At 61.2% G+C, this 23893-nt stretch carries 26 protein-coding genes and 1 rRNA gene; 15 read left to right on the forward strand and 12 right to left on the reverse strand.

From position 1 onward, the window contains the following. Positions 1-103 (forward strand): 5S ribosomal RNA (gene rrf / locus ACB028_RS17085); the annotation flags it as partial. Between the two features lie 175 nt (positions 104-278). Here rrf and ACB028_RS17090 read toward each other — a convergent pair. After that, the gene (locus ACB028_RS17090; protein ID WP_371144810.1) at positions 279-2852 is read right to left on the reverse strand and encodes a GNAT family N-acetyltransferase; all 2574 of its coding nucleotides are present in this window, start codon (positions 2850-2852) and stop codon (positions 279-281) included. Positions 2853-2925: 73 nt separating this feature from the next. Further along, positions 2926-3117 carry a hypothetical protein gene (locus tag ACB028_RS17095; protein WP_042027209.1) on the reverse strand — a complete coding sequence of 64 codons (192 nt, stop codon included), beginning with the start codon at positions 3115-3117 and terminating at the stop codon, positions 2926-2928. Positions 3118-3294: 177 nt separating this feature from the next. On the opposite strand from ACB028_RS17095, the gene ACB028_RS17100 reads away from it, so the two are divergent. Further along, the gene (locus ACB028_RS17100) at positions 3295-4161 is read left to right on the forward strand and encodes a hypothetical protein (protein ID WP_201982783.1); all 867 of its coding nucleotides are present in this window, start codon (positions 3295-3297) and stop codon (positions 4159-4161) included. Here the strand turns inward: ACB028_RS17100 and ilvY are convergent. Continuing rightward, the gene (gene ilvY / locus ACB028_RS17105) at positions 4143-5036 is read right to left on the reverse strand and encodes an HTH-type transcriptional activator IlvY (protein ID WP_042027211.1); all 894 of its coding nucleotides are present in this window, start codon (positions 5034-5036) and stop codon (positions 4143-4145) included. The two genes, ACB028_RS17100 and ilvY, sit on opposite strands and share 19 nt — an antisense overlap. A 226-nt stretch (positions 5037-5262) precedes the next feature. Between ilvY and ilvC the strand changes: the two genes are divergently transcribed. Next, positions 5263-6744 carry a ketol-acid reductoisomerase gene (gene ilvC / locus ACB028_RS17110; protein ID WP_223379550.1) on the forward strand — a complete coding sequence of 494 codons (1482 nt, stop codon included), beginning with the start codon at positions 5263-5265 and terminating at the stop codon, positions 6742-6744. A gap of 164 nt (positions 6745-6908) precedes the next feature. On the opposite strand, the gene pgi is transcribed toward ilvC, so the two are convergent. The 5 genes from pgi to coaBC all read right to left on the reverse strand — a co-directional run bounded on the left by pgi (position 6909) and on the right by coaBC (position 12319). Continuing rightward, positions 6909-8558: a glucose-6-phosphate isomerase gene (pgi, locus tag ACB028_RS17115; RefSeq protein WP_371144811.1), complete on the reverse strand. Its 1650-nt coding sequence runs from the start codon at positions 8556-8558 to the stop codon at positions 6909-6911. A gap of 336 nt (positions 8559-8894) precedes the next feature. Further along, entirely contained in the window at positions 8895-9731 is an 837-nt protein-coding gene (locus ACB028_RS17120; protein WP_042070663.1) for a mechanosensitive ion channel domain-containing protein, read from the reverse strand. A 157-nt stretch (positions 9732-9888) separates the two neighbouring features. Continuing rightward, the gene (gene slmA / locus ACB028_RS17125) at positions 9889-10485 is read right to left on the reverse strand and encodes a nucleoid occlusion factor SlmA (RefSeq protein WP_042027216.1); all 597 of its coding nucleotides are present in this window, start codon (positions 10483-10485) and stop codon (positions 9889-9891) included. A gap of 69 nt (positions 10486-10554) precedes the next feature. Then, positions 10555-11013, reverse strand: a complete 459-nt coding sequence (dut, locus tag ACB028_RS17130) for a dUTP diphosphatase (RefSeq protein WP_026456789.1) — start codon at positions 11011-11013, stop codon at positions 10555-10557. 103 nt (positions 11014-11116) lie between these two features. Beyond that, positions 11117-12319: a bifunctional phosphopantothenoylcysteine decarboxylase/phosphopantothenate--cysteine ligase CoaBC gene (gene coaBC, locus ACB028_RS17135; protein ID WP_371144812.1), complete on the reverse strand. Its 1203-nt coding sequence runs from the start codon at positions 12317-12319 to the stop codon at positions 11117-11119. Between the two features lie 148 nt (positions 12320-12467). Between coaBC and radC the strand changes: the two genes are divergently transcribed. The 6 genes from radC to ACB028_RS17165 all read left to right on the forward strand — a co-directional run bounded on the left by radC (position 12468) and on the right by ACB028_RS17165 (position 16158). Continuing rightward, positions 12468-13142: a DNA repair protein RadC gene (gene radC, locus ACB028_RS17140; RefSeq protein WP_042070659.1), complete on the forward strand. Its 675-nt coding sequence runs from the start codon at positions 12468-12470 to the stop codon at positions 13140-13142. A 136-nt stretch (positions 13143-13278) separates the two neighbouring features. Continuing rightward, entirely contained in the window at positions 13279-13515 is a 237-nt protein-coding gene (rpmB, locus tag ACB028_RS17145; RefSeq protein WP_005307492.1) for a 50S ribosomal protein L28, read from the forward strand. Between the two features lie 11 nt (positions 13516-13526). Beyond that, positions 13527-13694: a 50S ribosomal protein L33 gene (rpmG, locus tag ACB028_RS17150; RefSeq protein ID WP_005307500.1), complete on the forward strand. Its 168-nt coding sequence runs from the start codon at positions 13527-13529 to the stop codon at positions 13692-13694. Between the two features lie 90 nt (positions 13695-13784). Beyond that, entirely contained in the window at positions 13785-14240 is a 456-nt protein-coding gene (locus tag ACB028_RS17155) for a hypothetical protein (protein ID WP_342013717.1), read from the forward strand. A gap of 23 nt (positions 14241-14263) precedes the next feature. Then, positions 14264-15076, forward strand: a complete 813-nt coding sequence (gene mutM / locus ACB028_RS17160; RefSeq protein WP_042070656.1) for a bifunctional DNA-formamidopyrimidine glycosylase/DNA-(apurinic or apyrimidinic site) lyase — start codon at positions 14264-14266, stop codon at positions 15074-15076. Positions 15077-15252: 176 nt separating this feature from the next. Then, positions 15253-16158: a VirK/YbjX family protein gene (locus tag ACB028_RS17165; protein WP_371144813.1), complete on the forward strand. Its 906-nt coding sequence runs from the start codon at positions 15253-15255 to the stop codon at positions 16156-16158. Positions 16159-16206: 48 nt separating this feature from the next. On the opposite strand, the gene coaD is transcribed toward ACB028_RS17165, so the two are convergent. After that, positions 16207-16689 carry a pantetheine-phosphate adenylyltransferase gene (gene coaD / locus ACB028_RS17170; RefSeq protein ID WP_201942396.1) on the reverse strand — a complete coding sequence of 161 codons (483 nt, stop codon included), beginning with the start codon at positions 16687-16689 and terminating at the stop codon, positions 16207-16209. 232 nt (positions 16690-16921) lie between these two features. Here coaD and ACB028_RS17175 point away from each other — a divergent pair, with 232 nt between their 5' ends. Continuing rightward, on the forward strand, positions 16922-17971 hold the full coding sequence (locus ACB028_RS17175; RefSeq protein ID WP_371144814.1) for a glycosyltransferase family 9 protein: 1050 nt from the start codon (positions 16922-16924) through the stop codon (positions 17969-17971). Positions 17972-18030: 59 nt separating this feature from the next. On the opposite strand, the gene ACB028_RS17180 is transcribed toward ACB028_RS17175, so the two are convergent. Continuing rightward, positions 18031-18807 (reverse strand): glycosyltransferase family 2 protein, encoded by a 777-nt coding sequence (locus ACB028_RS17180; protein WP_026457506.1) that lies wholly within the window; start codon positions 18805-18807, stop codon positions 18031-18033. Between the two features lie 241 nt (positions 18808-19048). Between ACB028_RS17180 and waaF the strand changes: the two genes are divergently transcribed. The 5 genes from waaF to ACB028_RS17205 all read left to right on the forward strand — a co-directional run bounded on the left by waaF (position 19049) and on the right by ACB028_RS17205 (position 23070). After that, the gene (gene waaF / locus ACB028_RS17185) at positions 19049-20083 is read left to right on the forward strand and encodes a lipopolysaccharide heptosyltransferase II (RefSeq protein ID WP_371144815.1); all 1035 of its coding nucleotides are present in this window, start codon (positions 19049-19051) and stop codon (positions 20081-20083) included. Between the two features lies 1 nt (position 20084). Beyond that, positions 20085-21350 (forward strand): lipid IV(A) 3-deoxy-D-manno-octulosonic acid transferase, encoded by a 1266-nt coding sequence (gene waaA / locus ACB028_RS17190; RefSeq protein ID WP_371144816.1) that lies wholly within the window; start codon positions 20085-20087, stop codon positions 21348-21350. A 72-nt stretch (positions 21351-21422) separates the two neighbouring features. Beyond that, on the forward strand, positions 21423-22403 hold the full coding sequence (locus ACB028_RS17195) for an MDR family oxidoreductase (RefSeq protein ID WP_371144817.1): 981 nt from the start codon (positions 21423-21425) through the stop codon (positions 22401-22403). 74 nt (positions 22404-22477) lie between these two features. Next, on the forward strand, positions 22478-22600 hold the full coding sequence (locus ACB028_RS17200; protein ID WP_260391510.1) for a hypothetical protein: 123 nt from the start codon (positions 22478-22480) through the stop codon (positions 22598-22600). 137 nt (positions 22601-22737) lie between these two features. Further along, complete coding sequence (locus ACB028_RS17205; RefSeq protein ID WP_026458168.1) at positions 22738-23070, forward strand: DUF2799 domain-containing protein; 333 nt, start codon at positions 22738-22740, stop codon at positions 23068-23070. Between the two features lie 19 nt (positions 23071-23089). Here the strand turns inward: ACB028_RS17205 and ACB028_RS17210 are convergent, their stop codons facing one another. Then, positions 23090-23257: a hypothetical protein gene (locus ACB028_RS17210; RefSeq protein ID WP_124238653.1), complete on the reverse strand. Its 168-nt coding sequence runs from the start codon at positions 23255-23257 to the stop codon at positions 23090-23092. A gap of 112 nt (positions 23258-23369) precedes the next feature. Next, positions 23370-23801, reverse strand: a complete 432-nt coding sequence (locus ACB028_RS17215; RefSeq protein WP_042027233.1) for a flagellar basal body-associated FliL family protein — start codon at positions 23799-23801, stop codon at positions 23370-23372. Between the last annotated feature and the right edge of the window lie 92 nt (positions 23802-23893).

A 23893-nucleotide genomic window follows, 5' to 3' on the forward strand; every position in this document is an offset into this window, starting at 1 on the left:
AGCGCCGTGGAACCACCTGAACCCATGCCGAACTCAGAAGTGAAACGCGGTAGCGCCGATGGTAGTGTGGCATTCGCCATGCGAGAGTAGGACACTGCCAGGCACCCAACACGAAAACCCCGCTCACTGAGCGGGGTTTTTTATTGCATGAAATTCTGCTTTTTGCTCAATATTTGCCCTTTCCTTGCCCTTATGAGCCTTGCGCCCACTGTTTTCGCTTGTGTATTTCTTTCATTTCAAACGGTTAGTGTGGGATGGGGCTACACATGGGATGCCGCTTAATGGCCATGGCTGCAAGCAAGCACCATATTGACCACCCCCTCTTCCATGTGCAGTTCGACCTTGAATCCCAGGCGCTTGGCTAGATTGATCATGCCGCGATTGCTGGGCATGGTCATGCCTGATAGCTGTTCAATCCCCTGTTCTCTGGCGTAGCGAACAATCTTCTCCATCATCAGTTTACCGAGGCCAAGCCCTTTCAAATCGGAGCGTACCAGGATGGCAAATTCCGCATCACTGTGGTCCGGGGTGCTGACGGCACGAACTACACCCAGGATCTGATCCTGAAAATCACCATTCTGGCCAACGGCCACGAAAGCCATCTCGCGGTCGTAATCTATCTGGGTCATCCGTGCCAGCTCTTCATGCCCCAGCTCTCCCACATCCGCGAAGAAGCGTTTGTACCTGTCTTCATCGGACACTTGCAGTACGAACTGCTTGTGGGCCGGTTCATCCTCCGGGCGGATCGGCCGCAGCAGTATATGGCTCTGATCCTTGAGCCAGGCCCCCTCCTCAAGCTCGGTGGGGTAGGGGCGGATGGCCAGCCGACTGAGTGGCGATGTGCTGGGATCGGCCAGGGTGATGCTGGCATCCAGCACCACCATTTCGCTGTCGCATGCCTGCAGTGGGTGGAGATCCAGCTCCTGGATGTCGGGAAAAGCCAGTATCAGCTCGGAAAGCTGACAGAGCACCTGGCTGAGCGCATCGATATTCAGCCGCACTGGCGTCGCCTGCTCACGGATCTTGCGGCTCTTCATGGCACCGATGATTTGGTAACGAGCCAACGCCTGATTCAGTGGCGGCAAGGCCGCGACCATCTCTTGGGGCTCGGCGCCTGATTCTCCAAGCAGGATGACGGGGCCAAACACCGCATCCTGCTGGATCCGCACCCGCAGTTCCAGGCCGCCACTGCGGCGCGCCATCCGTTGCACCAGCAGACCTTCGATGCGGGCGCCCGGGTCGTGCTGCCGAACCCTGTCCAGAATGGCGTCGGCGGCTTGTGCCACCTCGGTCGAGGTGCGCAGGTTGAGCATCACGCCATGCACGGCAGATTTGTGGAAGATGTCGGGTGAACGCAGCTTGACCGCGACCGGGTAGCCAATCTGCTCCGCCGTCAAGGTGGCTTCGATGGCATCAGTGACGATCCAGGTCGGCAGAGTCGATAGGCCGGCCGCTTGCAATATGGGGTGGGCGAGATGGGTATCCAGCCTCGACTGGTTGCGCTCTCTGGCCTGGCGAAGCAGCTGTTGGCACAACTCGATATTGAGCTGGTTGCCTTGCAGGGAGGCGGGAGTTTCCATCAACTGCTTCTGGTTGCGACGATATTCCACCATATGCATGAAGGCGGCCATGGCGCTTTCGGGCGTGCGGTAGGTAGGAATGCCCGCCTCGGTGAACAGCCTGCGCCCCTCCTGCGCCGAATATTCCCCGGCCCAGTTGGTCAGGATATTGAGCCGACGAGCTCTGGGATGTTGCTTGAGATGGGTGATGAGATGGTTTGCCAGCGGCGCACTGGGGGCGGTCAGCGAAGGCGCATGGATGATCAGGATGGCGTCTATCCCCTCCTCTTGCAGCAAGTGGTCCAGCGCTTCCTGATAGGTTGTGATGGTTGCATCGCTGCCTATGTCCAGCGGAGGGAGGGCAAGTTTGCCTCCACGCTCCAGCAGCACATCCACCGCCATGTTGGCCAGGCCCCGGCCATTGGAGATGATAGCCAGTCGCTCCCCCTTGAGGGTCATCGAATGGCTTAGGGTCTCTACCGCCGCAAACAGCTCGTGGGTATCTCTAACTCGCAGCATGCCGGCGCGGCGAATGGCGGCATCATAGACGTTGTCGAGGCCATGGCTTGGGTTGTGGCGACCGCTTTTGAGTATCAGGATGGGCTTGTTGCGCGACGCGGCCCGGGCGGCGGAGAGAAAATGGCGGGCATCGTGCAGCTTGTCCATATAGAGCAAGATGGCGCGGGTTGTGCTGTCGCGGGAGAGTTGATCCAGCAGCTGGCCGAAGTCTATGTCACAGTGATCGCCGAGGGAGATGAAGGCAGAGAAGCCCAGCTCATGTTGCTTGGCCCAGTCTAGTATGGTGGCACTGACGGCGGCCGACTGGGAGAGAAAGGCGACCTGGCCTGGCTTGGCCGTGATGGGAGAGAAGCTGGCGTTGATCCCTTGCCCGGGCAGCAGCATGCCCATGCTGTTCGGTCCCAGCAGGCGGATGCCGTATTGCTGGCAGACCCGCTTCAGCTCCCGCCGTTCCTCATCGGAAAAGTCCCCTGCCAGTATGATGGCAGCCCCCGTGCCTTTCTGGCCGAGCGCTTCCAGCAGTGGCAGGACTCGTTCCCGCTTGGTGCAGATGATGGCGAGATCCGGCACCAGCGGCAGGCTGGCAACATCGGGATAGGCCAGCACGCCGGCGATGGCCTTGTCCTTGGGGGTGACGGGAAGGATGGGTCCCTTGAACTGCCCTGCCAGCAGGTGGCGGACGATCACATGACCCGCCTTGAGCGGGTCGGTAGAAGCGCCGATCACGGCAATTGAGTGAGGCTTGAACAGACGATCCAGACCGCTTGCTTTCATGGGCACTCCCGGCGAAAGGGGGAAGATACCAGTCTAATACCTCTTTGCCGCGGGTTCTGTGACCGGTTCCTGATCACTGTTTGTTCAGGGCATTGGCGCGCAGATAAAATCTCAGCTCGCCCTGCACCTGGCGGATTGCGCCCAGATGGCGATCCTGCAGATAGATATCCCGTTCCCTGTCCAGCAATGTATTCGGGACCCCCATGCTTTGCAGGTACTCCTCGAACAGGGTTGCCCCCTTTATCTCGACCAAATGCTGTTTCATGGCTCTTCTCCCTGAATAGTCGGTCCCTTGTCAGCAGCCCGAGTCTGCGGTTATCTGCCGGCTTTTCCTATTGTCATATTTGACACGGGACGGTTCACACATCTGTCACGCCGCTCTCCCCTCGAAACCGTGGGGCGTTATAGTAATGGGAGGCGTATGACATCCGGGTGCTAGAGCATGGTCAGGGCATGGCTACTGTGTATCACATTGATGGCGACCAGCCTTTCGGCAGCTGAACAGCCGATCCGTGTCTGGAATCAGTTGCTGCAGCATCCCAATCCCGCCGTTCCCGAGTTGCTGCGCCTCTCCCTCGAACTCACCATCCCCGAATATGGCCCCTATCGACTGATTGCCAGTGCCCCCATGGAGCAGGGGCGTGTGGTCAAGGAGATGAGCGGTGACGGTTCGGTGCAAGTGGCCGTGTTTGCACCGGACAGCGAGCGGGAGCAGGATCTGCTGGCGGTGCATATCCCGCTGGCCAAGGGGCTGCTGGGATGGCGGGTCTGCCTGATCCGCCAGGGAGATGAGGGGCGCTTTGCCAATATCCAGTCCCTGGCACAATGGCAGCAATCCGGGTTGACCATTGGTCAGCACAGATTCTGGCCGGATACCGAGCTGCTCAAGGCGAATGGTTTGAAGGTGGTGGTGGGCAGCCTGTACGACGTATTGTTCAACATGTTGCGCAAGCGGCGCTTCGACTGCTTCCTGCGCTCCGTCATCGAAGTCGAGGACGAGCTCAAGGCGCACCCCTATCTGGCCATCGAGCCGCACCTGGTTTTTCGTTACCCGCTGGCCTTGTTGTTCTTCGTCTCGCCCAAATACCCTGAGCTCGCGCAGCGCATTGAGCTCGGGTTGCAGCGGGCGCGGCAGTCAGGTGCCTTTGAACAGGTATTCGAAGAGTCGTTTGGCAAGACAGTGCGGAATCTGAAGCTGGAGCAACGTACGCGCTTTGAACTGCATAACCCCGGATTGCCGCTGAGCAGCCGGCCCATGATGGCCGACCCAACCCTCATCTACAATCCGGATCAACGCAACGCCCCCTGATTCTGGGCCGTGTCCCAGAAGGCGCGGATGAGGGGCTCCTCAAGCCGTTTGCGTGAAACCACTATGCCGACGTCGAATGGCTTGAGCGCCGGTTTGGGTTCGACGATGCGCACCTTCTCGCCCATTGGGCTGTGATCGATGACGGCGGCGGGTACCAACCCCACACCGCAGCCAAGCGCCACCATGGCGACGATCCCCTCGTTGCCCACCACTTCGGCATAGATGTTGGGGGCTATCCCCTTGTTGCGAAACCACTGGTCACTGCGTTTACGGGCCAGCCCCTGTTCCGAGAGGATAAGCGGCAGTCGCTCCCAGTCCGGTTCTCCCTGATGAAACCACTGGTTGAGTTGGGGGGCGTTGCGCGGGGCGATAAAGACCAGCGGGACCCGCTGCAGGCTGGCAAATTCCAGTTTGGCGGGCAGGGCATCCGGGCGGGCTGCGATGGCCAGATCGACCTCATCGGCCAGGATCTTGTCCACCGCCAGCGCTGGGTCGCCGGTTTCCAGCTTGATCTCCAGCTGGGGGTAGCGACGGCGAAAGCGCTCCAGCACCTCGGGCAGCAGAAAATAGCTGGCGGTGACCGAGCAGAATACTCGCAACCGCCCTTGCAGCGGTTCGTCGTTACGCTTGAGCTCCTGCTTGAGCTGGCGCCACTCCTGCAGCAGCCCCCCGCCAAATTCGCGCAGCTTCTCGCCGGCCGGGGTAAGGCGCACCGAGCGGTTATCCCGTTCGAACAAGACGCAGCCGGTTTCCTGCTCGAGGCGCTGGATGGCGCGGCTCAGGGTGGAGGGGCTGACCGCCATGGCATCGGCGCTCTTGCCGAAGTGAAGGGAATCGGCGAGGTGGAGAAACAGCTCGAGGTTGCGAAGGTCCATCTTTTTTATTCCTGCTGCGGCCTGGTGTGCCGAGTCAATCTGCCCGGGTCATCGCTTCCACCCATTCAGAAAAGAGGGGGAAACAGCCCGACATTGCGCAGACTCACATTTCAATTCTTGCAACGTACTGTTTCGAATATATCAGTTCAGGCAATATGTGTCCCGCGCTATAGTGGTTCAGACAACGCCGTCACCGGCATGGAATAAATCGAACGGAGCAATCACCATGGCTAACTATTTCAACACCTTGAACCTGCGTCAGCAGTTGGCCCAACTGGGCAAGTGTCGTTTCATGCAGCGCGCGGAATTCGCCGACGGCTGCGACGTGCTGAAAGGCAAGAAGGTGGTGATTGTGGGCTGTGGTGCCCAGGGTCTGAACCAGGGCCTGAACATGCGCGACTCCGGCCTGGATATCGCCTACGCCCTGCGCAAGGCCGCCATCACCGAGAAGCGCGCCTCCTGGCAGAAGGCCACCGACAACGGCTTCGCGGTCGGTACCTATGAAGAGCTGATCCCGACCGCCGATCTGGTGCTGAACCTGACGCCGGACAAGCAGCACTCCGACGTGGTCAAGACCGTGATGCCGCTGATGAAGCAGGGCGCTGCGCTGGGCTACTCCCACGGCTTCAACGTGGTGGAAGAGGGTCAGCAGATCCGCGCCGACATCACAGTCGTCATGGTGGCTCCCAAGTGCCCGGGTACCGAAGTGCGTGAAGAGTACAAGCGCGGTTTTGGCGTGCCGACCCTGATCGCCGTCCACCCGGAGAACGATCCCAAGGGTGAAGGCATGGCCATCGCCAAGGCGTGGGCCTCCGCCACCGGCGGCGACCGTGCTGGCGTGCTGGAGTCCTCCTTCGTGGCGGAAGTGAAATCCGACCTGATGGGCGAGCAGACCATCCTCTGCGGCATGCTGCAGGCCGGTTCCCTGCTCTGCTACGACAAGCTGGTTGCCGAAGGCACAGACCCGGCCTACGCCGGCAAGCTGATCCAGTTCGGCTGGGAGACCATCACCGAAGCCCTGAAACAGGGTGGCATCAGCCTGATGATGGACCGCCTCTCCAACCCGGCCAAGCTGCGCGCCTTCGAGCTCTCCGAGCAGCTCAAGACCCTGATGCGCCCGCTGTTCGAGAAGCACATGGACGACATCATCGCCGGCGAGTTCTCCCGCGGCATGATGGCCGACTGGGCCGAGGATGACATCAAGCTGCTGACCTGGCGCGAAGAGACCGGCAAGTCTGCCTTCGAGAATGCCCCAGCCTATGCTGGCAAGATCGCCGAGCAGGAGTACTTCGACAATGGCGTGGTGATGGTGGCCATGGTCAAGGCGGGTGTCGAGCTGGCGTTCGAGACCATGGTGGCCTCCGGCATCTACGAGGAGTCTGCCTACTACGAATCCCTGCACGAGTTGCCGCTGATCGCCAACACAGTTGCGCGCAAGCGTCTGTACGAGATGAACGTGGTCATCTCCGACACCGCCGAGTACGGCAACTACCTGTTCGCCAACGCCGCCGTGCCGCTGCTGCGTGAGCACTTTATGCCGACTCTGAAAGCCGGTGACCTGGGGGCCAGCCAGGCCGAGAGCCAGAGCGTGGACAACCAGGCGCTGCTGGCGGCCAACGAGGCGACCCGCAACCACCCGATCGAGAAGATCGGTCAGGTACTGCGTGGCTACATGAAGGACATGAAGCGCATTGCCGTCGGCGGTTAAGCCTGCATCGGACTGGATGATGAAGGGGCGGGGATGACGATCCCCGTTACTGCCCGGCTTAGACACCTGGCCAGCCCTCCGGATCATGCAAGCAGACCGATTGATAGCCATAAAAAAGCCCCGCTCATCGAGCGGGGCTTTTGCATTCAGGTCAGCCGGGAAAATCAGGCCTTCCAGGCTTTCCAGGTGTTGATCAGGCCGTTGGTGGAGCAGTCGTGGCTGGTGACAGCCTCGTCGGTGCCCAGCTCCGGCAGGATTTTGTTGGCCAGCTGTTTGCCCAGCTCCACGCCCCACTGGTCGAAGCTGAAGATGTTCCAGATTGCGCCCTGTACGAAGATTTTGTGCTCGTACATGGCGATCAGGGCACCCAGGGTTTTCGGGGTCAGGCTCTTGAACAGGATGCTGTTGGTCGGGCGGTTGCCTTCGAACACCTTGAACGGCACCAGATCCTTGACCTGCTCCAGGGTCTTGCCAGCGGCCAGGAATTCGGCCTCCACGGCTTCCTTGCTCTTGCCGAAGGCCAGGGCCTCGGTCTGGGCGAAGAAGTTGGCCAGCAGTTTCGGATGGTGATCACCGATGGGGTTGTGGCTGATGGCTGGTGCCAGGAAGTCACAGGGGATCAGCTTGGTGCCCTGGTGGATCAGCTGGTAGAAGGCGTGCTGGCCGTTGGTACCCGGCTCACCCCAGATGATGGGGCCGGTCTGGTAGTCGACCTTGTTGCCGTTGCGGTCCACGTACTTGCCGTTGGACTCCATGTTGCCCTGCTGGAAGTAGGCGGGGAAGCGGTGCATGTATTGGTCGTAGGGCAGGATGGCTTCGGACTCTGCGCCGTAGAAGTTGTTGTACCACAGCCCGATCAGAGCCAGCAGCACTGGCACGTTCTGCTCATAGGAGGCGGTGGCGAAGTGCATGTCCATCTCGAAGGCGCCTTGCAGCAGGGCCTCGAAGTTGTCGAAACCGACCGACAGGGCGATGGGCATGCCGATGGCGGACCAGGAGGAGTAACGGCCGCCAACCCAGTCCCAGAACTCGAACATGTTGTTGGTGTCGATACCGAACTCGGCCACGGCCTTACCGTTGGTGGAGAGGGCTGCGAAGTGCTTGGCAACGTGGGCCTTGTCACCGGCATGCCCCAGGAACCAGTCGCGTGCGCTCAGGGCGTTGGTCATGGTCTCCTGAGTGGTGAAGGTCTTGGAGGCCACCAGGAACAGGGTGGTTTCCGGATCGATCTTCTTCAGGGTCTCGGCGATGTGGGTGCCGTCGACGTTGGAAACGAAGTGCATCTCCAGGTGGTTTTTGTAGGGACGCAGCGCTTCGGTGATCATCACCGGGCCGAGATCGGAGCCACCGATGCCGATGTTGACCACGTGCTGGATCGCCTTGCCGGTGTAGCCTTTCCACTCGCCTGAGATGATCTTCTCGCAGAAGCCCTTCATCTTGGCCAGTACGGCGTTCACTTCCGGCATCACGTCCTTGCCGTCCACCTCGACCGGGCGGTCGGAGCGGTTGCGCAGGGCCACGTGCAGCACGGCGCGCCCTTCTGTCATGTTGATCTTCTCGCCGTTGAACATGGCGTCGATGGCGCTGCGCAGATCGGTCTCTTTGGCCAAATCAATCAGTAACTTGAGGGTTTCTTCGGTGATCAGGTTCTTGGAGTAATCCACCAGGATGTCGCCGCCGAAGGTGAGGGAGAACTTGTCAAAGCGCTTCGGGTCCTGCGCGAACAGATCCTTGAGACGAGTCTCTTTGTTAGCTGCAAAATGGGCTTCCAGTGCCTGCCAGGCCTGGGTTTGGGTTGGATTGATGTTTTTCATAGGATTCCTGAAATGCCAAGTTGTGTTTGAACCTTGCAGGCAAGGCCCCGCCAAACCTTATTATCCGAGCATTATAGCGAGCCGGCTGGCCGGCTCATGTAACAGAGTTTTACCGATTGTCTTTTACAACCCTGAGTCTCCGGGGGAGTGTACACCCTGAAATTCGGGATTATGAGTCACGAAAGCAAGCAGGATCTTGCGCTCGCTCATGAATGGGGCCAGCCCGGGAAGGTGAAATGGTTTTCATATCGCCGTGCGGGTTGTGTGCGGTCGGGGCACACCCAAAACGACAATGCCAGCCCGAAGGCTGGCATTGTGAGCAAGGGGATGGATTCATTACTCCCCGGCTTTGGCGGTGTGCATGACCATCTGCGGGAAGGGGATCTCGATACCCTCGGCATCGAAGGTCAGCTTCACCTTCTCGTGGAAGTCGAACCAGACACCCCAGTAATCACCGGTTTTCACCCAGGGGCGCACCACGATATTGACCGAGGAGTCGGCCAGCGCGGCGACGGCGATGGTAGCGGCCGGATCTTTCAGGATGCGCGGTTCTTCGTTTACCAGACGCTCAAGGATCTGCTTGGCCTTGCGCAGGTCGGAGCCGTAGCCGATGCCGAAGGTCATGTCGACGCGACGGGTATCCATGCGCGAGTAGTTGACTATGGTGCCGTTGAGAATGGCGGAGTTCGGTACCACGACCATCTTGTTGTCACCTGAGGTGAGGGTGGTGGTGAACAGTTGCACGGACTGCACGACGCCCGCAGTGCCAGCCACCTCGATGAACTCGCCCGCCTTGATGGGGCGGAAGATGATGAGCAGGAAGCCGGCGGCGAAGTTGGACAGCGAGCCCTGCAGCGCCAGACCGATGGCCAGACCGGCGGCACCAATGATGGCCACGAAGGAGGCGGTCTGTACCCCGACCCGACCCAGTGCCGCGATCACCACGAACACCAGGATGGCGTATTTGAGGATGCTGCCGACGAACTCGGTGATGGTAGCGTCGAGCTTGCGGCTCTTCATCACCTTGACCACGCCACCGCTGATCAGGTTGGCGGCGATATAGCCCACCAGCAGGGTCAGCAGGGCGGCGGCGATGTTGACGGCATACTCGATCAGCAGGCCCTGGTTGTTGACCAGCCAGGTCTGTGCTTCGGTGATGATTTCGGGTTCCATAGGAGATCCTGTCAGATGCTAAAGATTGATAACGGATGAATCTAACATTGCAGTGCGACAGACTGGGTCGCATCTGGTGCTTATTTTCTACCGTAAAAAGTTGCCACAAAAAGGAAGGGAGGCCAAGGCCTCCCTTCTCACATGGGTTCGTGCGGGCTCAGCTTTGCAGCAGCTGGCTGCGGATAAATTGCCACTGGTCTTCGAACCCGGCGGTGGGTTTGATCTTGAACTCGGAACGAACAAACTGGCTGATCCGTCCCTCGGTGTAGGCCAGCAACAGATTGGCCAGCATGGTCTCGTCGAGCTGGAAGCCCTGGCCTTCCCGCAGCCGTTTTTCCCGCAGTACCTGCTTGATCTGGGTCTCCAGCTTGTCAAACAGGATGCTGATGCGATCCCGCAGCCGGTCGTGTTCACCCAGCAGGGCATCGCCATTGAGGATGCGGGTGATGCCCGGGTTGCGCTCGGCGAAGACCAGCAGCAGCTGCAGGATGTGGTGGCAGCGGGCCATGGTGTCTTTCTCTTCCGTCATGATGAGATTGACCCGTGACAGCAGGGAATCCTCGATAAAGTCGATCAGCCCCTCGAACATCCTCGCCTTGCTGGGAAAATGTCGATAGAGGGCGGCCTCAGAGACACCGACCTCGGCTGCCAGGCGAGCCGTGGTGATACGCTGACCCGGACTGGTTTCCAGCATGTGGGCGAGCGCTTGCAGGATCTGGTCGCGCCGACTCTGTTTCTGATTACTGCTTGCCATGGATTCCCCTAAAAAAACAATGGCTTGATTCTGTTATTAGGCACCGCCCCAAGGGGCTGTGTGGTCTTGTTATTGGCGACCAGAGGAACCAAAACCGCCTTCACCCCGTTCGCTCTGGTTAAACTCATTGACCAGTTGGAAGCTGGCCTGAACTACCGGCATGATCACCAGCTGGGCGATGCGTTCGCCGGGTTGCATGGTGAAGCTCTCCTTGCCACGGTTCCAGACCGAGACCATCAGCTGGCCCTGATAGTCGGAATCGATGAGACCCACCAGGTTGCCTAGCACGATGCCGTGTTTGTGGCCTAGGCCGGAGCGGGGCAGGATGGTGGCACACAGACCGGGATCCTGGATGTGAATGGCCAGACCGGTCGGCACCAGGGTGGTATCACCGGGGGCCAAGGTCAGCGGCGCATCCAGCAGGGCACGCAGATCCATGCCGGCAGAGCCCGGTGTGGCGTAGGCAGGCAGCGGGTACTCGGTGCCGATACGGGCATCCAGGATTTTCAGTTCAATTTGTGTAGTCATGAATCGTTTTTTCAATTGGATCTTGTGTGGGCACCCCGTCTCTGCACTGCAAGGCGGGGTGTCATGAGTCTTGTGTTATCGGGAGCCCATGGCGACCCGGCGCTCAGCGCCGGTAGTGGCGCGCAATCAGGGCGACGAGATGACGGGCCAGCGTCAGCTTGTCGGCCAGTGGCAGCGGAGCATGACCCCCTTGCCAGAATACGGTCAGGGCGTTGTCATCGGCATTGAAGCCTTGCCCTTCGCGAGACACGTCGTTGGCGGCGATCATGTCCAGCCGTTTGCGTCGCAATTTGTCGAGGGCGTATTGTTCCACATCCACGGTTTCGGCGGCAAATCCCACCGTGAACGGCTTGTCTGGTAGTGCCCCTACGGCGGCGATGATGTCGGGATTCTTGACCAGGGTCAGCGCCATCTGGTCGTTGTCGCCAGTTTTCTTGATCTTCTGGCTGGCCACCTGCTCGGGGCGATAGTCGGCCACGGCGGCGCATCCGATGAAGAGATCGCACTCGCCAATCCGGCTCATCACCGCCTCATGCATCTGCAGGGCGCTCTCCACATTGATGCGCTCCACCCCGCTCGGGGTCGCCAGCGCCACCGGACCGCTCACCAGGGTCACCTCGGCCCCCGCCTCGCGGGCGGCGCGGGCGATGGCGTAACCCATCTTGCCGGAGCTGTGGTTGCTGATGTAGCGCACCGGATCGAGCGCCTCGCGGGTCGGCCCCGCCGTCAGTAGCAACTTGACCCCTGCCAGCAGTGGCTCGCCGGCCAGTTGCTGGCAGCAACGTTCCACCTGTTCGAGAGGATCTAGCATCCGGCCAGGACCCACGTCACCGCAGGCCTGGCTGCCGGAGTCCGGCCCCCACAGCAGGATGCCACGGCTGGCTAGGGTCTTGAGGTTGGCCTGGGTGGCGGCATTGAGATACATCTGCTGGTTCATGGCCGGGGCCAGCGCCACGGGAGCCGGAGTCGCTAGGCAGAGGGTGGTGAGCAGCTCGTCGGCCATACCGGCCGCCATGCGGGCCATCAGGTTGGCGCTGGCGGGAGCGATCAGCACCAGATCGGCCCACTTGGCCAGCTCGATGTGGCCCATGCCGGCTTCGGCGGCCGGATCCAGCAGGCTGTCGGCCACCGGATGGCCGGAGACGGCCTGCAGGGTCAGCGGGGTGATGAACTCCTTGGCGGAGCGGGTCATCACTACCCGAACCTCGGCGCCCTGATCTTTCAGGCGGCGTACCAGCTCGGCACTCTTGTAGGCGGCGATGCCGCCGCTGACACCTAACAGGATGCGTTTATCGGCCAATCTCATCTGCTGTATCTCTATCCGGCTCATTCTGACTGGTCGGCTAAGATACCACAGGCTGGGAGTGACGACAGAGATTGACTTGGGGGAGTTGTGGCCGAGCTCCCGTGATTTTTTGCTATGTTTTTTCTCAACAAGGATGAGGGAGAGACAAATGAGCATCAAAGAGTGGCCGGAGGATGAGCGCCCGAGGGAAAAGCTGTTGCGCCAGGGGCCTGCGGCGCTCTCCGATGCCGAATTGCTGGCCATCTTCCTGCGCACCGGCGTCAACGGCCTGAGCGCGGTGGATCTCTCCCGCCAGCTGCTCAGCCAGTTCGGTTCGTTGCGTACCCTGTTGGGGGCCGACCAGCGTGCTTTCTGTGATGCCCATGGCCTGGGGCCAGCCAAATACGCCCAACTACAGGCGGTATTGGAGATGGCCAGGCGCCATTTGGCGGAGCGGTTGCAACGGGGCGAGGCGCTGACTTCTCCCCAGCTGACCCGGGACTATCTGCAGGCCCAGTTGCGGGATCGACCGCGTGAGGTGTTTGCGCTGTTATTGCTCGATAATCAGCACAGGGTCATCCAATTTGTCGAACTTTTCTACGGCACCATCGATGCGGCGAGCGTCTGGCCCAGAGAAATCGTGCAGATCGCGCTCAAACATAATGCAGCCGCTGTGATTCTGGCGCATAATCACCCGTCCGGCGTCGCCGAGCCCAGTAGGGCCGACCGCCAGATCACGGATCGGATCACGGCCGCCTTGGCCCTGATCGATATCAGAGTGCTGGATCACTTGGTGATCGGTGATGGCATCACGGTTTCTTTTGCCGAGCGCGGTTGGTTATAACTGTGCTCTGGCGCCGTATTAGTTGATCTTTGATCACGGATGCTGTATAAAATGCCGCCTTCTGTTTGCCCCGCAATCGAAGGCCAGCGGGGCAGATATTTGCTCGAGCAATGAAGTAAGATTTGGAGAGACTGACATGTCTAGAGTATGCCAAGTAACCGGCAAGCGCCCGGCAGTTGGTAACAACCGTTCGCACGCTAACAACGCTACCAAGCGTCGTTTCCTGCCGAACCTGCACACTCACCGTTTCTGGGTTGAGAGTGAAAAACGCTTCGTAAGCCTGCGCGTATCCGCAAAAGGCATGCGTATCATCGACAAGCGTGGCGTTGAAGTGGTTCTGGCTGAACTGCGCGCCAGCGGTGTTAAGGTATAAGGAATTAGATCATGGCTAAAGGTATTCGCGAGAAAATTCGCCTGAACTCCAGCGCCGGTACTGGTCACTTCTATACCACTACCAAAAACAAGCGCACCATGCCCGAAAAAATGGAGATCAAAAAGTTTGATCCCGTTGTTCGTCAGCATGTGATCTACAAAGAAGGCAAAATCAAGTAATTACTTGAATTTGTCTCAAAAACCCGGCCTAGTGCCGGGTTTTTTTATGGGCCGAATTCAGTACACTGCCGGTTCGAAGGGAGGCTTGCCATGTTCAAACTGAGCCGTAAAGGCTGGAATAACGTGATCATAGTGGCGGTGTTGATCGTGATCACCCTGCTGCACCGGTTGGAGATTGCCCAACAGGAAAACAGCGCCAAGCGGGCGCGTCCCCTGTTGCCGGCGGATGCCGTGGTACTCACTTGGCAGGGACCGAGCTGGCAGATTGAGCGGGTCGGTCAGGGCTGGCGCAGCGTGCCGGACCTGGGGCTGGACAGCGCCCAGCTGGCAGCCCGCATCGACAGTTGGCAGGGCTGGTCGCTGCCCCCCGGCGAGGCGGTGCGCGGTGCCCCTGTCACCCTCAAGGTATGGATTGCCGGCCAGAGCGATCCGCTGGCATTCGGCCTCTACCAGAACAATGGCCAGTACGCGGCCCAACTGCCATCAGGCAGCTGGCTCACGCTGAGTGCCGAGCAGTATCGCGGCCTGCTGCGTCCCGCCCCCTGATCCCTGTTGCTTGCGAGGTTGTCATGCCTGAATTGCCAGAAGTCGAAGTCAGCCGTCAGGGGATCTCCCCCTGGCTCACCGGCATCAAGGTCACCCGAGTGGTGGTGCGGGACGGTCGTCTGCGCTGGCCGGTGCCCGGTGAAATCCAGGAGCTGGTGGATCTCACCATCCATCGGGTGCGGCGCCGTGCCAAGTATCTGCTGCTGGAGACCGATTTTGGTACCGCCATCCTCCATCTGGGGATGTCCGGCAGCCTGCGGGTACTGGATATCGGTACGCCGGCCGAGAAACATGACCACGTGGATATCGAGCTCGAAAATGGCAAGTTGCTGCGGCTCAACGACCCACGCCGTTTCGGGGCTTTGCTGTGGACTCGCGAACCGGCCGAGGCGCACGCCCTGCTGGCCAAGCTGGGGCCGGAGCCGCTGACCGACGCCTTCAGTGCCGATTACCTGCGGGAGCGGGCCAAGGGGCGCAGCACCGCCATCAAGCAGTTCCTGATGGACAATCAGGTGGTGGTCGGGGTCGGCAACATCTACGCTAACGAGGCGCTGTTTGCAGCCGGCATCCACCCCAAGCGGGCGGCCGGCAACATCAGCGCCGAGCGGCTGGCCACCCTGGTGGCCGAGATAAAGCGGGTGCTGGCCGAAGCCATTCGTCAGGGGGGCACCACCCTCAAGGATTTCACCAGCGCCGATGGCAAGCCGGGCTATTTCGTGCAAAAACTGCAGGTCTATGGCCGGGGTGGCCAGCCCTGTTACCACTGTCAGACTCTGTTGAGCGAAGTAAAAATGGGCCAGCGAACCACGGTTTTCTGCTCCCATTGCCAGCGTTGAGGCCGTTTTTTCAGCGGATTGCGTTGAAGTTGTAAGAGAGTATTTCCCGTCTGTTGAAGCTGTGGGCAGCTGTCACTAGTATTCCGGCCGTTCAGGCGGTTAGAGATATAAAAATGACAGTAAAATCAATAGACTGGGAATATTTATCCCGGCAGGAGCGCTATTGCGCAAAAAAGATGGCCCGTTACCTCTATCCGGAGGGATGTGCCCGCAAGACCTTCAACCGCGGCAAGTTCGTGCTGCGCAGCCTGCTTTATCGCAAGTCGTTGCACCGGGTCTTCAGCCTGTTTCAGTCCGCCCCTCTCAGGGCGCTGCCCACCCGCTATCCCGAGTTGCTCGACAAGCCGATGCGACCCTATCGCTTCGCCTGTGCCCGCGCTCGTGAGCGGGCCGAGATGCTGGAGGATCACTATCGCCTGCTGCTGGCACGCTATCCAACTCTCATTGAGCCGCTCTATCTGGGGCAGGGGGTCGAGCTGGGGCGCTATCCCCAGCGCGATTGCCGCATCCTGCTGCGCCATGATGGCACCTTTCGCCGGGAGGCCGAGCTGGCACTCTCCATCGTCGATCCACAGGGGTTGCGTCTCTACAGCTGCGCCTTCTCGCTGGCGGGATCGGCTGCCCATCCCGAGCTGATGATAGGCTCCATGCAGGGGCCCGAGCCTGCAGTCGAGCAGGCTCAGGCGCGGGTGCGCGAGCTGACCAGAGAAGGACACGGCCTGCGACCCAAGTCACTGCTGGTCATGCTAGTGCTGCAACTGGCCCGGGCCATGGGGGGCGAGCGGGTGCTGGCGGTGCGCAAGCGGGCCCACGTCTTTCAGGCCAGACGCTACAGCCGCAAACAGAAGGGTAACTTGCTGGCCGATTATGATGAGCTGTGGCAGGAGTTCGGCGCCGAGGATGTGGATGCCAACTTCGTGGCCCTGCAGCCGGCGCTGCGCAAACCGCTGGAGGAGGTGGCGTCCAGGAAGCGCGCCATGTACCGGCGTCGTTACGAGTGGCTCGATCAGCTGCAGGATGTGATCGATCGGCAGTTTGCCGATATACCCCAAGGCCAGGCGAGCAAACAACTGGCGCCCTGATGAAACAGGCTACCCTCGGGTAGCCTGTTTGTTGCGAAGAACCCCTGCTCAGCGGCCCAGTTTGGTGGCGATGGCCTGAGCTACTACAGGGTCGACAAACTGGCGGATGTCGCCACCGTGCAGCGCCACCTCCTTTACCAGGGTAGAGGAGATGAAGGAGTTCTCTTCCGCTGGCGTGAGGAACACGCTTTCGAGCTCCGGCATCAGGCGGCGGTTCATGTTGGCCAGCTGGAATTCGTACTCGAAGTCGGAGACGGCGCGCAGGCCGCGGATCAGCACATTGGCCTGATGCTCTCTGGCGAAATCCACCAGCAGGCCGGAGAACCCCACCACCTTGACGTTGGGCAGGTGACGGGTCACTTGCTGAACCAGTTGGACACGTTCTGCCAGATCGAACAGCGGACGTTTGCTCGGGCTGTTGGCAACGCCGACCACGACTTCGTCAAACAGCTTGGCGGCGCGGCCGATCAGGTCGGCGTGGCCATTGGTCACGGGGTCGAAGGTCCCCGGATAAATTACCCTGGTAGTCATGTTTGCAGTCCTGCAACCTGGAAATTTGGTCGCATTATAGGGTCTGTTGAGGGCTTGCCGCGAGAGCGGTAGCGTCAGTTTGCCGCAGGAAGCGGCGCAAGATGCACAATTTGGTCGCTTAAATCGGGGCACGCTGGCGTCTTCACTTGAGAATAGCCCTGCATCAGGCAAGAATACCCGCATCGCGCATCAAGCCTCCTTGCATTGGTGACAGGGAGCAAAGGGATTTTTTATGAAACGTATTCTGGTCGTTCGCAATGACAAGATTGGTGACTTCATGCTGGCCTGGCCGAGTTTCGCCATGCTCAAGGAGTCCATGGAATGTCATGTGACTGCCCTGGTTCCCGCCTATACGGCGCCGCTGGCCCGGCTCTGTCCCTGGATTGACGAGGTGCTCATCGATCCGGGTGTCCGTGCCGACAAGGAGCAACAGCGCGCGCTGCTGGCGCGCATCAAGGCGGCCGCGTTCGATGCGTCCATCTGCCTCTTCTCCAACTCCCGCAACGCCATGCTGGTGTGGAAGGCGCACATCCCTTATCGCCTGGCGCCAGCCACCAAGCTGGCCCAGGTGCTCTACAACCAGCGCCTGATCCAGCGCCGCTCCCGCTCTCTCAAGCCCGAGTCTGAGTACAACCTGGAGCTGATCCGCCGCTTCCTGGCCGATCATCAGGTGGCGGTGGTAGAGCCCCATACCCCCTTCCTGCAGTTTGATGCATCGGCGCTGCGACAGGTGCGCGAACAGCTGGCCACCAGGCTGACGCTGGATGCCAGCCGCCCCTGGCTGATGGTGCATGCCGGTAGCGGCGGCTCGGCCAACAACCTCTCCATCGAGCAGTATGCCCGCATCATCATCAAGCTGAACCAGGCCTGCCCCGAGCTGCAGTGCGTGCTGACCGCCGGCCCCGGCGAGGAGAAGATGGCCGAGCAACTGGCGGCCGAGCTGCTGGCCCACGGCGGCAACGGCTGGATCTACCGCTCCAGCGACGGGCTGCCGATGTTCTGTCAGGTGCTGGCCAACGCCGCCCTGTTTATCGCCGGCAGTACGGGCCCGCTACACATCGCCGGGGCGCTGGACGTGCCGACCATCGGCTTCTTCCCGATGCGCCGCTCCGCCACACCGCTGCGCTGGAAGCCGCTCAACAGTGAAGGGCGTCATCTCGCCTTCAGCCCGCCGGAGGACAGCGATCATCCGGAGGACATGAGCCAGCTCGATCCCAAGGCCATGGTGCCAGAAATGGCTCGCTGGGCCGCCCCCTTCTGGCGCGGCAACGACCCGCAGTAATGCAAACAGGGCCCCTCGGGGCCCTGTTTCGTATCCGGTGGCGAGTGCCGGAATGCCTGTTACTCCGGCTGCCCGGGTTGCTGGCGCACCCAGAGGTCGGCGTATTTGACGAAGGTGGAGTGGGCGGAGAGGATGGCCAGCAGCAGCCCCTGCTTGCCATCGAGGAAACCCGCCTTGAGCAGGTACATCTTGATGAAGCAGCCCAGCGCATGCACCAGCCCCTGGCTGAGAGAACCCTTCTTTCCGCGGGCGGTGCGCTGATCGGCCCAGGCCCGGGCGTAACCGGCGGATTTGACCAGATAGTGCTCCAGATCCCGATAGGTGAAGTGGAGCAGGTCGCCATGGAGGTTGACGATCTTCATGTTGGCGCGTACCTCCACCTTCTCGTGCACCAGTGCCTCGTTGTAGCCGGTGAGCGCCTTGGGATAGAGGCGCAGCACCCGATCCGGATACCAGCCGCTGTGGCGGATGAAGCGGCCAAATACCCAGGAGAGGCGCGGGATCGAGTAGATGGTGTCGCTGGCCGGGTTAGCCATGACGGCGGCGATGGCCTCTTTCAGCTCGGGGGTGAGTCGCTCGTCTGCATCCAGCCAGAGCACCCATTCGGATTGCACGTGCGACTGGGCCAACCGGCGCTGCTTGCCAAATCCCGGCCACACCTTGTTGACGAAGAAGCGGGCGCCGAATTCGGCGGCGATGGCCGGGGTGTCGTCCTGGCTGCCGGAATCCATGATGACGATCTCGTCCACCAGCCCGTCGAGGGAGGCGAGACACTTGCGCAGGTTGTCGGCTTCATTCTTGACGATCAGAACGGCGGCCAGAGTCGGTTTTTTCACTGATGAGGGCTCACGGTTGCTGCCCGGCTGGCGGGCCATGCTCAAATTGGCGCCCATTCTAGCCTAAAACGACGGGCGGGGCATGGTCGGGGCATCCGGCCCGAGGTGGTGCTGAGTGGCGCTCGTTTTGAGCCGTTCAGCGGGGCCACCGGGATCTTCTGTTATTTCTCCGACCATTCTTGGGGCATAATCTCGGCCAGTGATGATCAACAGCCGGGCCAGCCCCGAGAGAAGACGCGTGATGAAAATATTGGTGATCGGCCCCTCCTGGGTCGGCGACATGGTGATGTCCCAGAGCCTCTACAAGGCGATCAAGGCCAACCACCCGGAGTGCGAACTCCACGTGATGGCGCCCGCCTGGTGCTGCGCCCTGCTGGAGCGGATGCCCGAGGTGGACAAGGCGATAACCATGCCGCTCGGTCACGGCGACTTCAAGTTGCTGGCCCGCCGCCGCCTCGGCAAACAGCTGGCGGCCGAAAAGTACGATCAGGCCATCGTCCAGCCCAACTCCATGAAGTCTGCCCTCATCCCCTGGTTTGCCGGCATCCCGATGCGAACCGGCTGGAAGGGGGAGCAGCGCTTCGGCTTGCTCAACGATCTGCGCAGCAACAAGTCCGCCTTCCCGCTGATGGTGGAGGGCTATCTGGCGCTGGCCTATCCCAAGGCCAAGATGAAGAGCCGGGCCGACATTCCGGCCATTCCCCATCCTGCGCTTCACGTCGATCTGGTCAACCAGGACAAGGCACTGGCGCGGCTCGGGCTGGATCGGCGTCGCCCCGTGCTGGTGCTCTGCCCCGGTGCCGAGTTCGGCCCGGCCAAGCGCTGGCCGGAAGGGCACTACGCCGTGGTGGCCCAGCAACACCTGGACGAGGGCTGGCAGGTGTGGATCTTCGGCTCGAACAAGGACGTGGCGGTAGCCAACACCATCCGGGATCGGGTCAACATGCTGACTCGCCCCAACTGCCACGTGCTGGCGGGCAAGACCAGCCTGCACGAGGCGATCGACCTGATGGCGCTGGCCGGTCGGGTCATCTCCAACGACTCCGGCCTGATGCACATCGCCGCCGCCCTCAACCGGCCGCTGGTGGGAGTCTATGGCTCCACTTCGCCGCTCTATACCCCGCCGCTGGCGGATCGGGTCGAGATCGTTCACACCGACATCGAATGCCGCCCCTGCTTCAAGCGCACCTGCAAGTTCGGCCACCTCAAATGCCTGATCGATCTGCCGCCGGAGCAGGTGATCGAGGCGTGCAACAAACTGGAGCAGAGCGAGTAAGATGCCCTATCGCCTGCTCTACAACCTGCTGATCCATCTGGGATTACCCCTGGCGCTGCTGGCGCTCTACAAGCCGAAGAAGGGCAAGCCCGGCTTTGGCAAACGCTGGGCCGAGCATCTGGGTCGGCTGCCCGCCACCAATCAGGAGGCGCCGCTCTGGATCCATGCGGTGAGCGTGGGGGAGACGTTGGCCATCACGCCACTCATTCGCGCCCTGAAAGCGGAGCGGCCCGATCTGCCGATCCTGCTCACCACCACCACCCGCACCGGCGCCGAACAGGCAGCCAAGCTCGGCGATCTGGTGGTACACCGCTATGCGCCCCTCGATTACCCTTGGGCGGTAGCGGCCTTTCTCGACACCTTCAAGCCCCGCGCGCTCTGGGTGATGGAGACCGAGCTGTGGCCAAACTGGCTGGCGGTCTGCGAGAAACGCCATCTGCCGGTGACCATCATCAACGCCCGCCTCTCGGAGCGCTCCTGCCAGCGTTATGCCCGCTTTCAGGGAGCCTTTGATGCCCTCAGCCGGCCGCTGACCCGCTTGCTCTGCCAGCATCAGGACGACGCCGATCGCTTCGCCCGGCTCGGCATCGAACGCGATCGACTGGCGGTGACCGGCTCCATCAAGTTTGATATCCAGTTTGGTGATGAGGTGCAGGCCAGGGGCCGCGCCCTGCGTCAGCAACTGGGGGCGGAGCGGCCGGTCTGGATCGCCGCCAGCACCCATCAGGGAGAGGACGAGCAGGTGCTGGCCGCCTTCGACCAGGTGCTGACCAGTCACCCCGATGCCTTGCTTATCCTGGTGCCGCGCCACCCGGAGCGCTTCGATCGGGTGGCCGAGTTGTGCGCCTCTTATGGTTGTGTGCGCCGCACCAGCGCCGCCCCGGTCACCGCAACCGACAAGATTTATCTGGGTGATACCATGGGCGAGTTGCCGCTGATGCTGGCGGCGGCCGATCTGGCTTTCGTCGGCGGCAGTCTGGTGAAGGTGGGGGGCCACAACCTGCTGGAGCCGGCGGCGCTCGGCAAACCCTGCCTGACCGGTCCCGTCTACTTCAACTTCAGCGACATCACCCGCCAGCTGGTGGCACAGGGTGGCGCCGCCGTGGTGGCCGATGCGGCCGAGTTGGGGGAGAGGGTGAGTGCGCTGCTGGCCGACGAGAGCCGGCGTCGCGAGATGGGAGAGCAGGCCCGCGCCGTGGTGCTGTGCAATCAGGGGGCCCTGGCCCGCACCCTTTCCCGCTGTCTGGCTGATCTCGAAAGCCAGTAGGACGATTTACGGAGCGCCGTGGCAGATATGCGCTGCTGTGCTGATTTGATGCTTCATCTCGAGGAGAGACTCATGTTCAAGGCCCTGTTACTGGAAAACCAAGACGGCAAGACGGTTCCGACCCTCACCCGGCTGGCCGAGAGCCAGTTGCCGGAAGGCGAAGTACGGGTAGCGGTGAGCTACAGCTCCATCAACTACAAGGACGGGCTGGCCATCACTGGCAAGGGCAAGATTGTCCGCCAGTGGCCGCTGGTGCCGGGCATCGACTTCGCCGGTACCGTGCTCGAATCGGCCGACAGCCGCTATCAGCCCGGTGATCAGGTGGTGCTGACCGGCTGGGGCGTGGGTGAAGGACATTGGGGCGGCATGGCCGAGCAGGCGCGAGTCAAGGCGGACTGGCTGGTGCCGCTGCCGGCCGGACTGGATGCCCGTCAGGCCATGTGCATCGGTACCGCCGGTCTCACCGCCATGCTCTGCGTGCTGGCGCTGGAGGAGGCGGGGCTCACCCCACAGAGCGGCGAGGTCCTGGTGACCGGCGCCGCTGGCGGGGTGGGGTCCACTGCGGTCGCGCTGCTGGCGGCAAAAGGCTATAAGGTAGCGGCCCTGACCGGTCGACCCGAGGAGCAGGGTGAGATGCTGACTGCCCTGGGGGCCAGCCGCATCGTGCCGCGCAGCGAACTGCTGGAGCCTGCCAAGCCGTTGGAGAAGCAGCTGTGGGCCGGGGCAGTCGATACCGTCGGCAGCCAGGTGCTGGCCAAGCTGCTGGCCCAGATGAACTATGGCGGCGCCGTGGCGGCCTGCGGTCTGGCGGGGGGCTTCGATCTGCCTACCACCGTCATGCCCTTCATCCTGCGAAACGTGCGTCTGCAGGGGGTGGATTCCGTGATGTGCCCACTGGCGCGCCGTCAACAGGCGTGGCAGCGCCTGGCTCAGGATCTGCCCGCCAGCTTCTTCGAGCAGGCGGTGACCGAGATAGGGCTGGAGCAGGTGGTCGAGGCCGCCGAGGCCATCACGCAAGGCCAGGTCGCGGGTCGCACCCTGGTCAAGCTTTGATCTTTTCCTGACTGGCGAGCCCCATTTTTCTGGATAGACTTTGAGTGCGGGTGCACTATCCAAGGAGAATGAGCATGGGTGGACACAAGCCGGATTACGACCTCGATGATGAATGGGAGCCGGAATCCTGGGAAGACGAGCTGGAGCAATGGGAAGACGAAAGCTGGCAGGATGACGATGCTTTCGATGACCAGTGAACCACGACATGACACGAACAGGCGGGCATTGAGCCCGCCTGATTTTTTTGTGCGGCTCACAGGAATGGGGGCGAAGGCTTGGTGAGGGGCAAGGCTCTGGCTAGAATGAACTGCTCAAACGACACTCAAGGATGATTATGCGACTCACCGTCATACTGGTTGCTGCCCTGCTGGGGGGCTGTGTCTCCAACGATGATCCCTGCGAAAAGGTGTGGAGCGAGGTGGGGGAGGCTGACGGCAAGCTGGGCTTCACCACCGAGCGGATCGAGTTCCATCGTGCCCAGTGTGGCGACAAGGTGGATGGCGAGCTGTGGCAGCAGGGGCATCAGAAAGGGTTGGCCTGGTATTGCCGCCCGGAGCATCTCTATCTGGCCGGGCGCTCCGGGGAGGAGTACCGCGGCGTCTGCCCCAACGACATGCAGGCGCGCAGGCTGTTCGAGCAGGGGCGCCAGGGCTGGACCGATCAATAGGGCCTCGTCGGGTTTGGCCCTACTCCTCTTTTTTCAACCGCAGCGGCTGGCACAGATAACTCTTGTCGTTGGCGCTGCGGGCACACTTGCCGCAGACGAATTTGGGTTTGCGCACGATTTTGCGCAGTGCCTTGAGATCCGCGGGGATCTCGTGGCGACGCCACTCACACAGGGTCTTGCTGCCCATAACGACTACCTCTACGACTCGACGAGCGTATTGTAATCAATTTTCATTTCGAATAAACAGGCGCCGGGCGCTTATTGGCCTGAATGCCAATAAGCGTCTGATCCGTGGGAAATTACTGATAGAGGAACTTGGTGAAGATCAGCTCGCGGACGGCTTTCTTGCCGGTCTCCTTGAGCAACAACTCGTTGACCTTGGTCTCGCACTCTTTGCGCAGTTCCTCGCGGCTGACCAGAGACTTGATCTGATCGGCGCTCTTGCTGCCCATCAGGCGAATGATGGCGTCGCGGATCAGGGGGTCATGCTGCTCCAGCAGCTTGAGGTCGGCATCGTTTTCTGCCATCAACTCCACCGTGACCCTGACGTAGCCGAGGGTTTTGCCGTTGCTCAGGTAGTTGGTGATGATATCAGGATCGAGCGCATGGTAGGCAAATCCGGGTTTGGCGGCGCCCTCGGCCCCTTCGGCGGCGGGTTCCTCATCGGCAGCCCGTACCTGCAGGGCGCCCACGCTCAGCAACAACACCAGCAAAATTTTGAAGATCTTCATATAGATGGCTCATCGGCGGAAGATACACCATTTTTGATGCTACCAAAGGGGGCGTCAAGCACGGATGTTCTTACATTTCGCTATTGATTTAC

The sequence above is a fragment of the Aeromonas sp. S9(2024) genome (assembly GCF_041403185.1).
Lineage (GTDB): Bacteria > Pseudomonadota > Gammaproteobacteria > Enterobacterales > Aeromonadaceae > Aeromonas > Aeromonas enteropelogenes.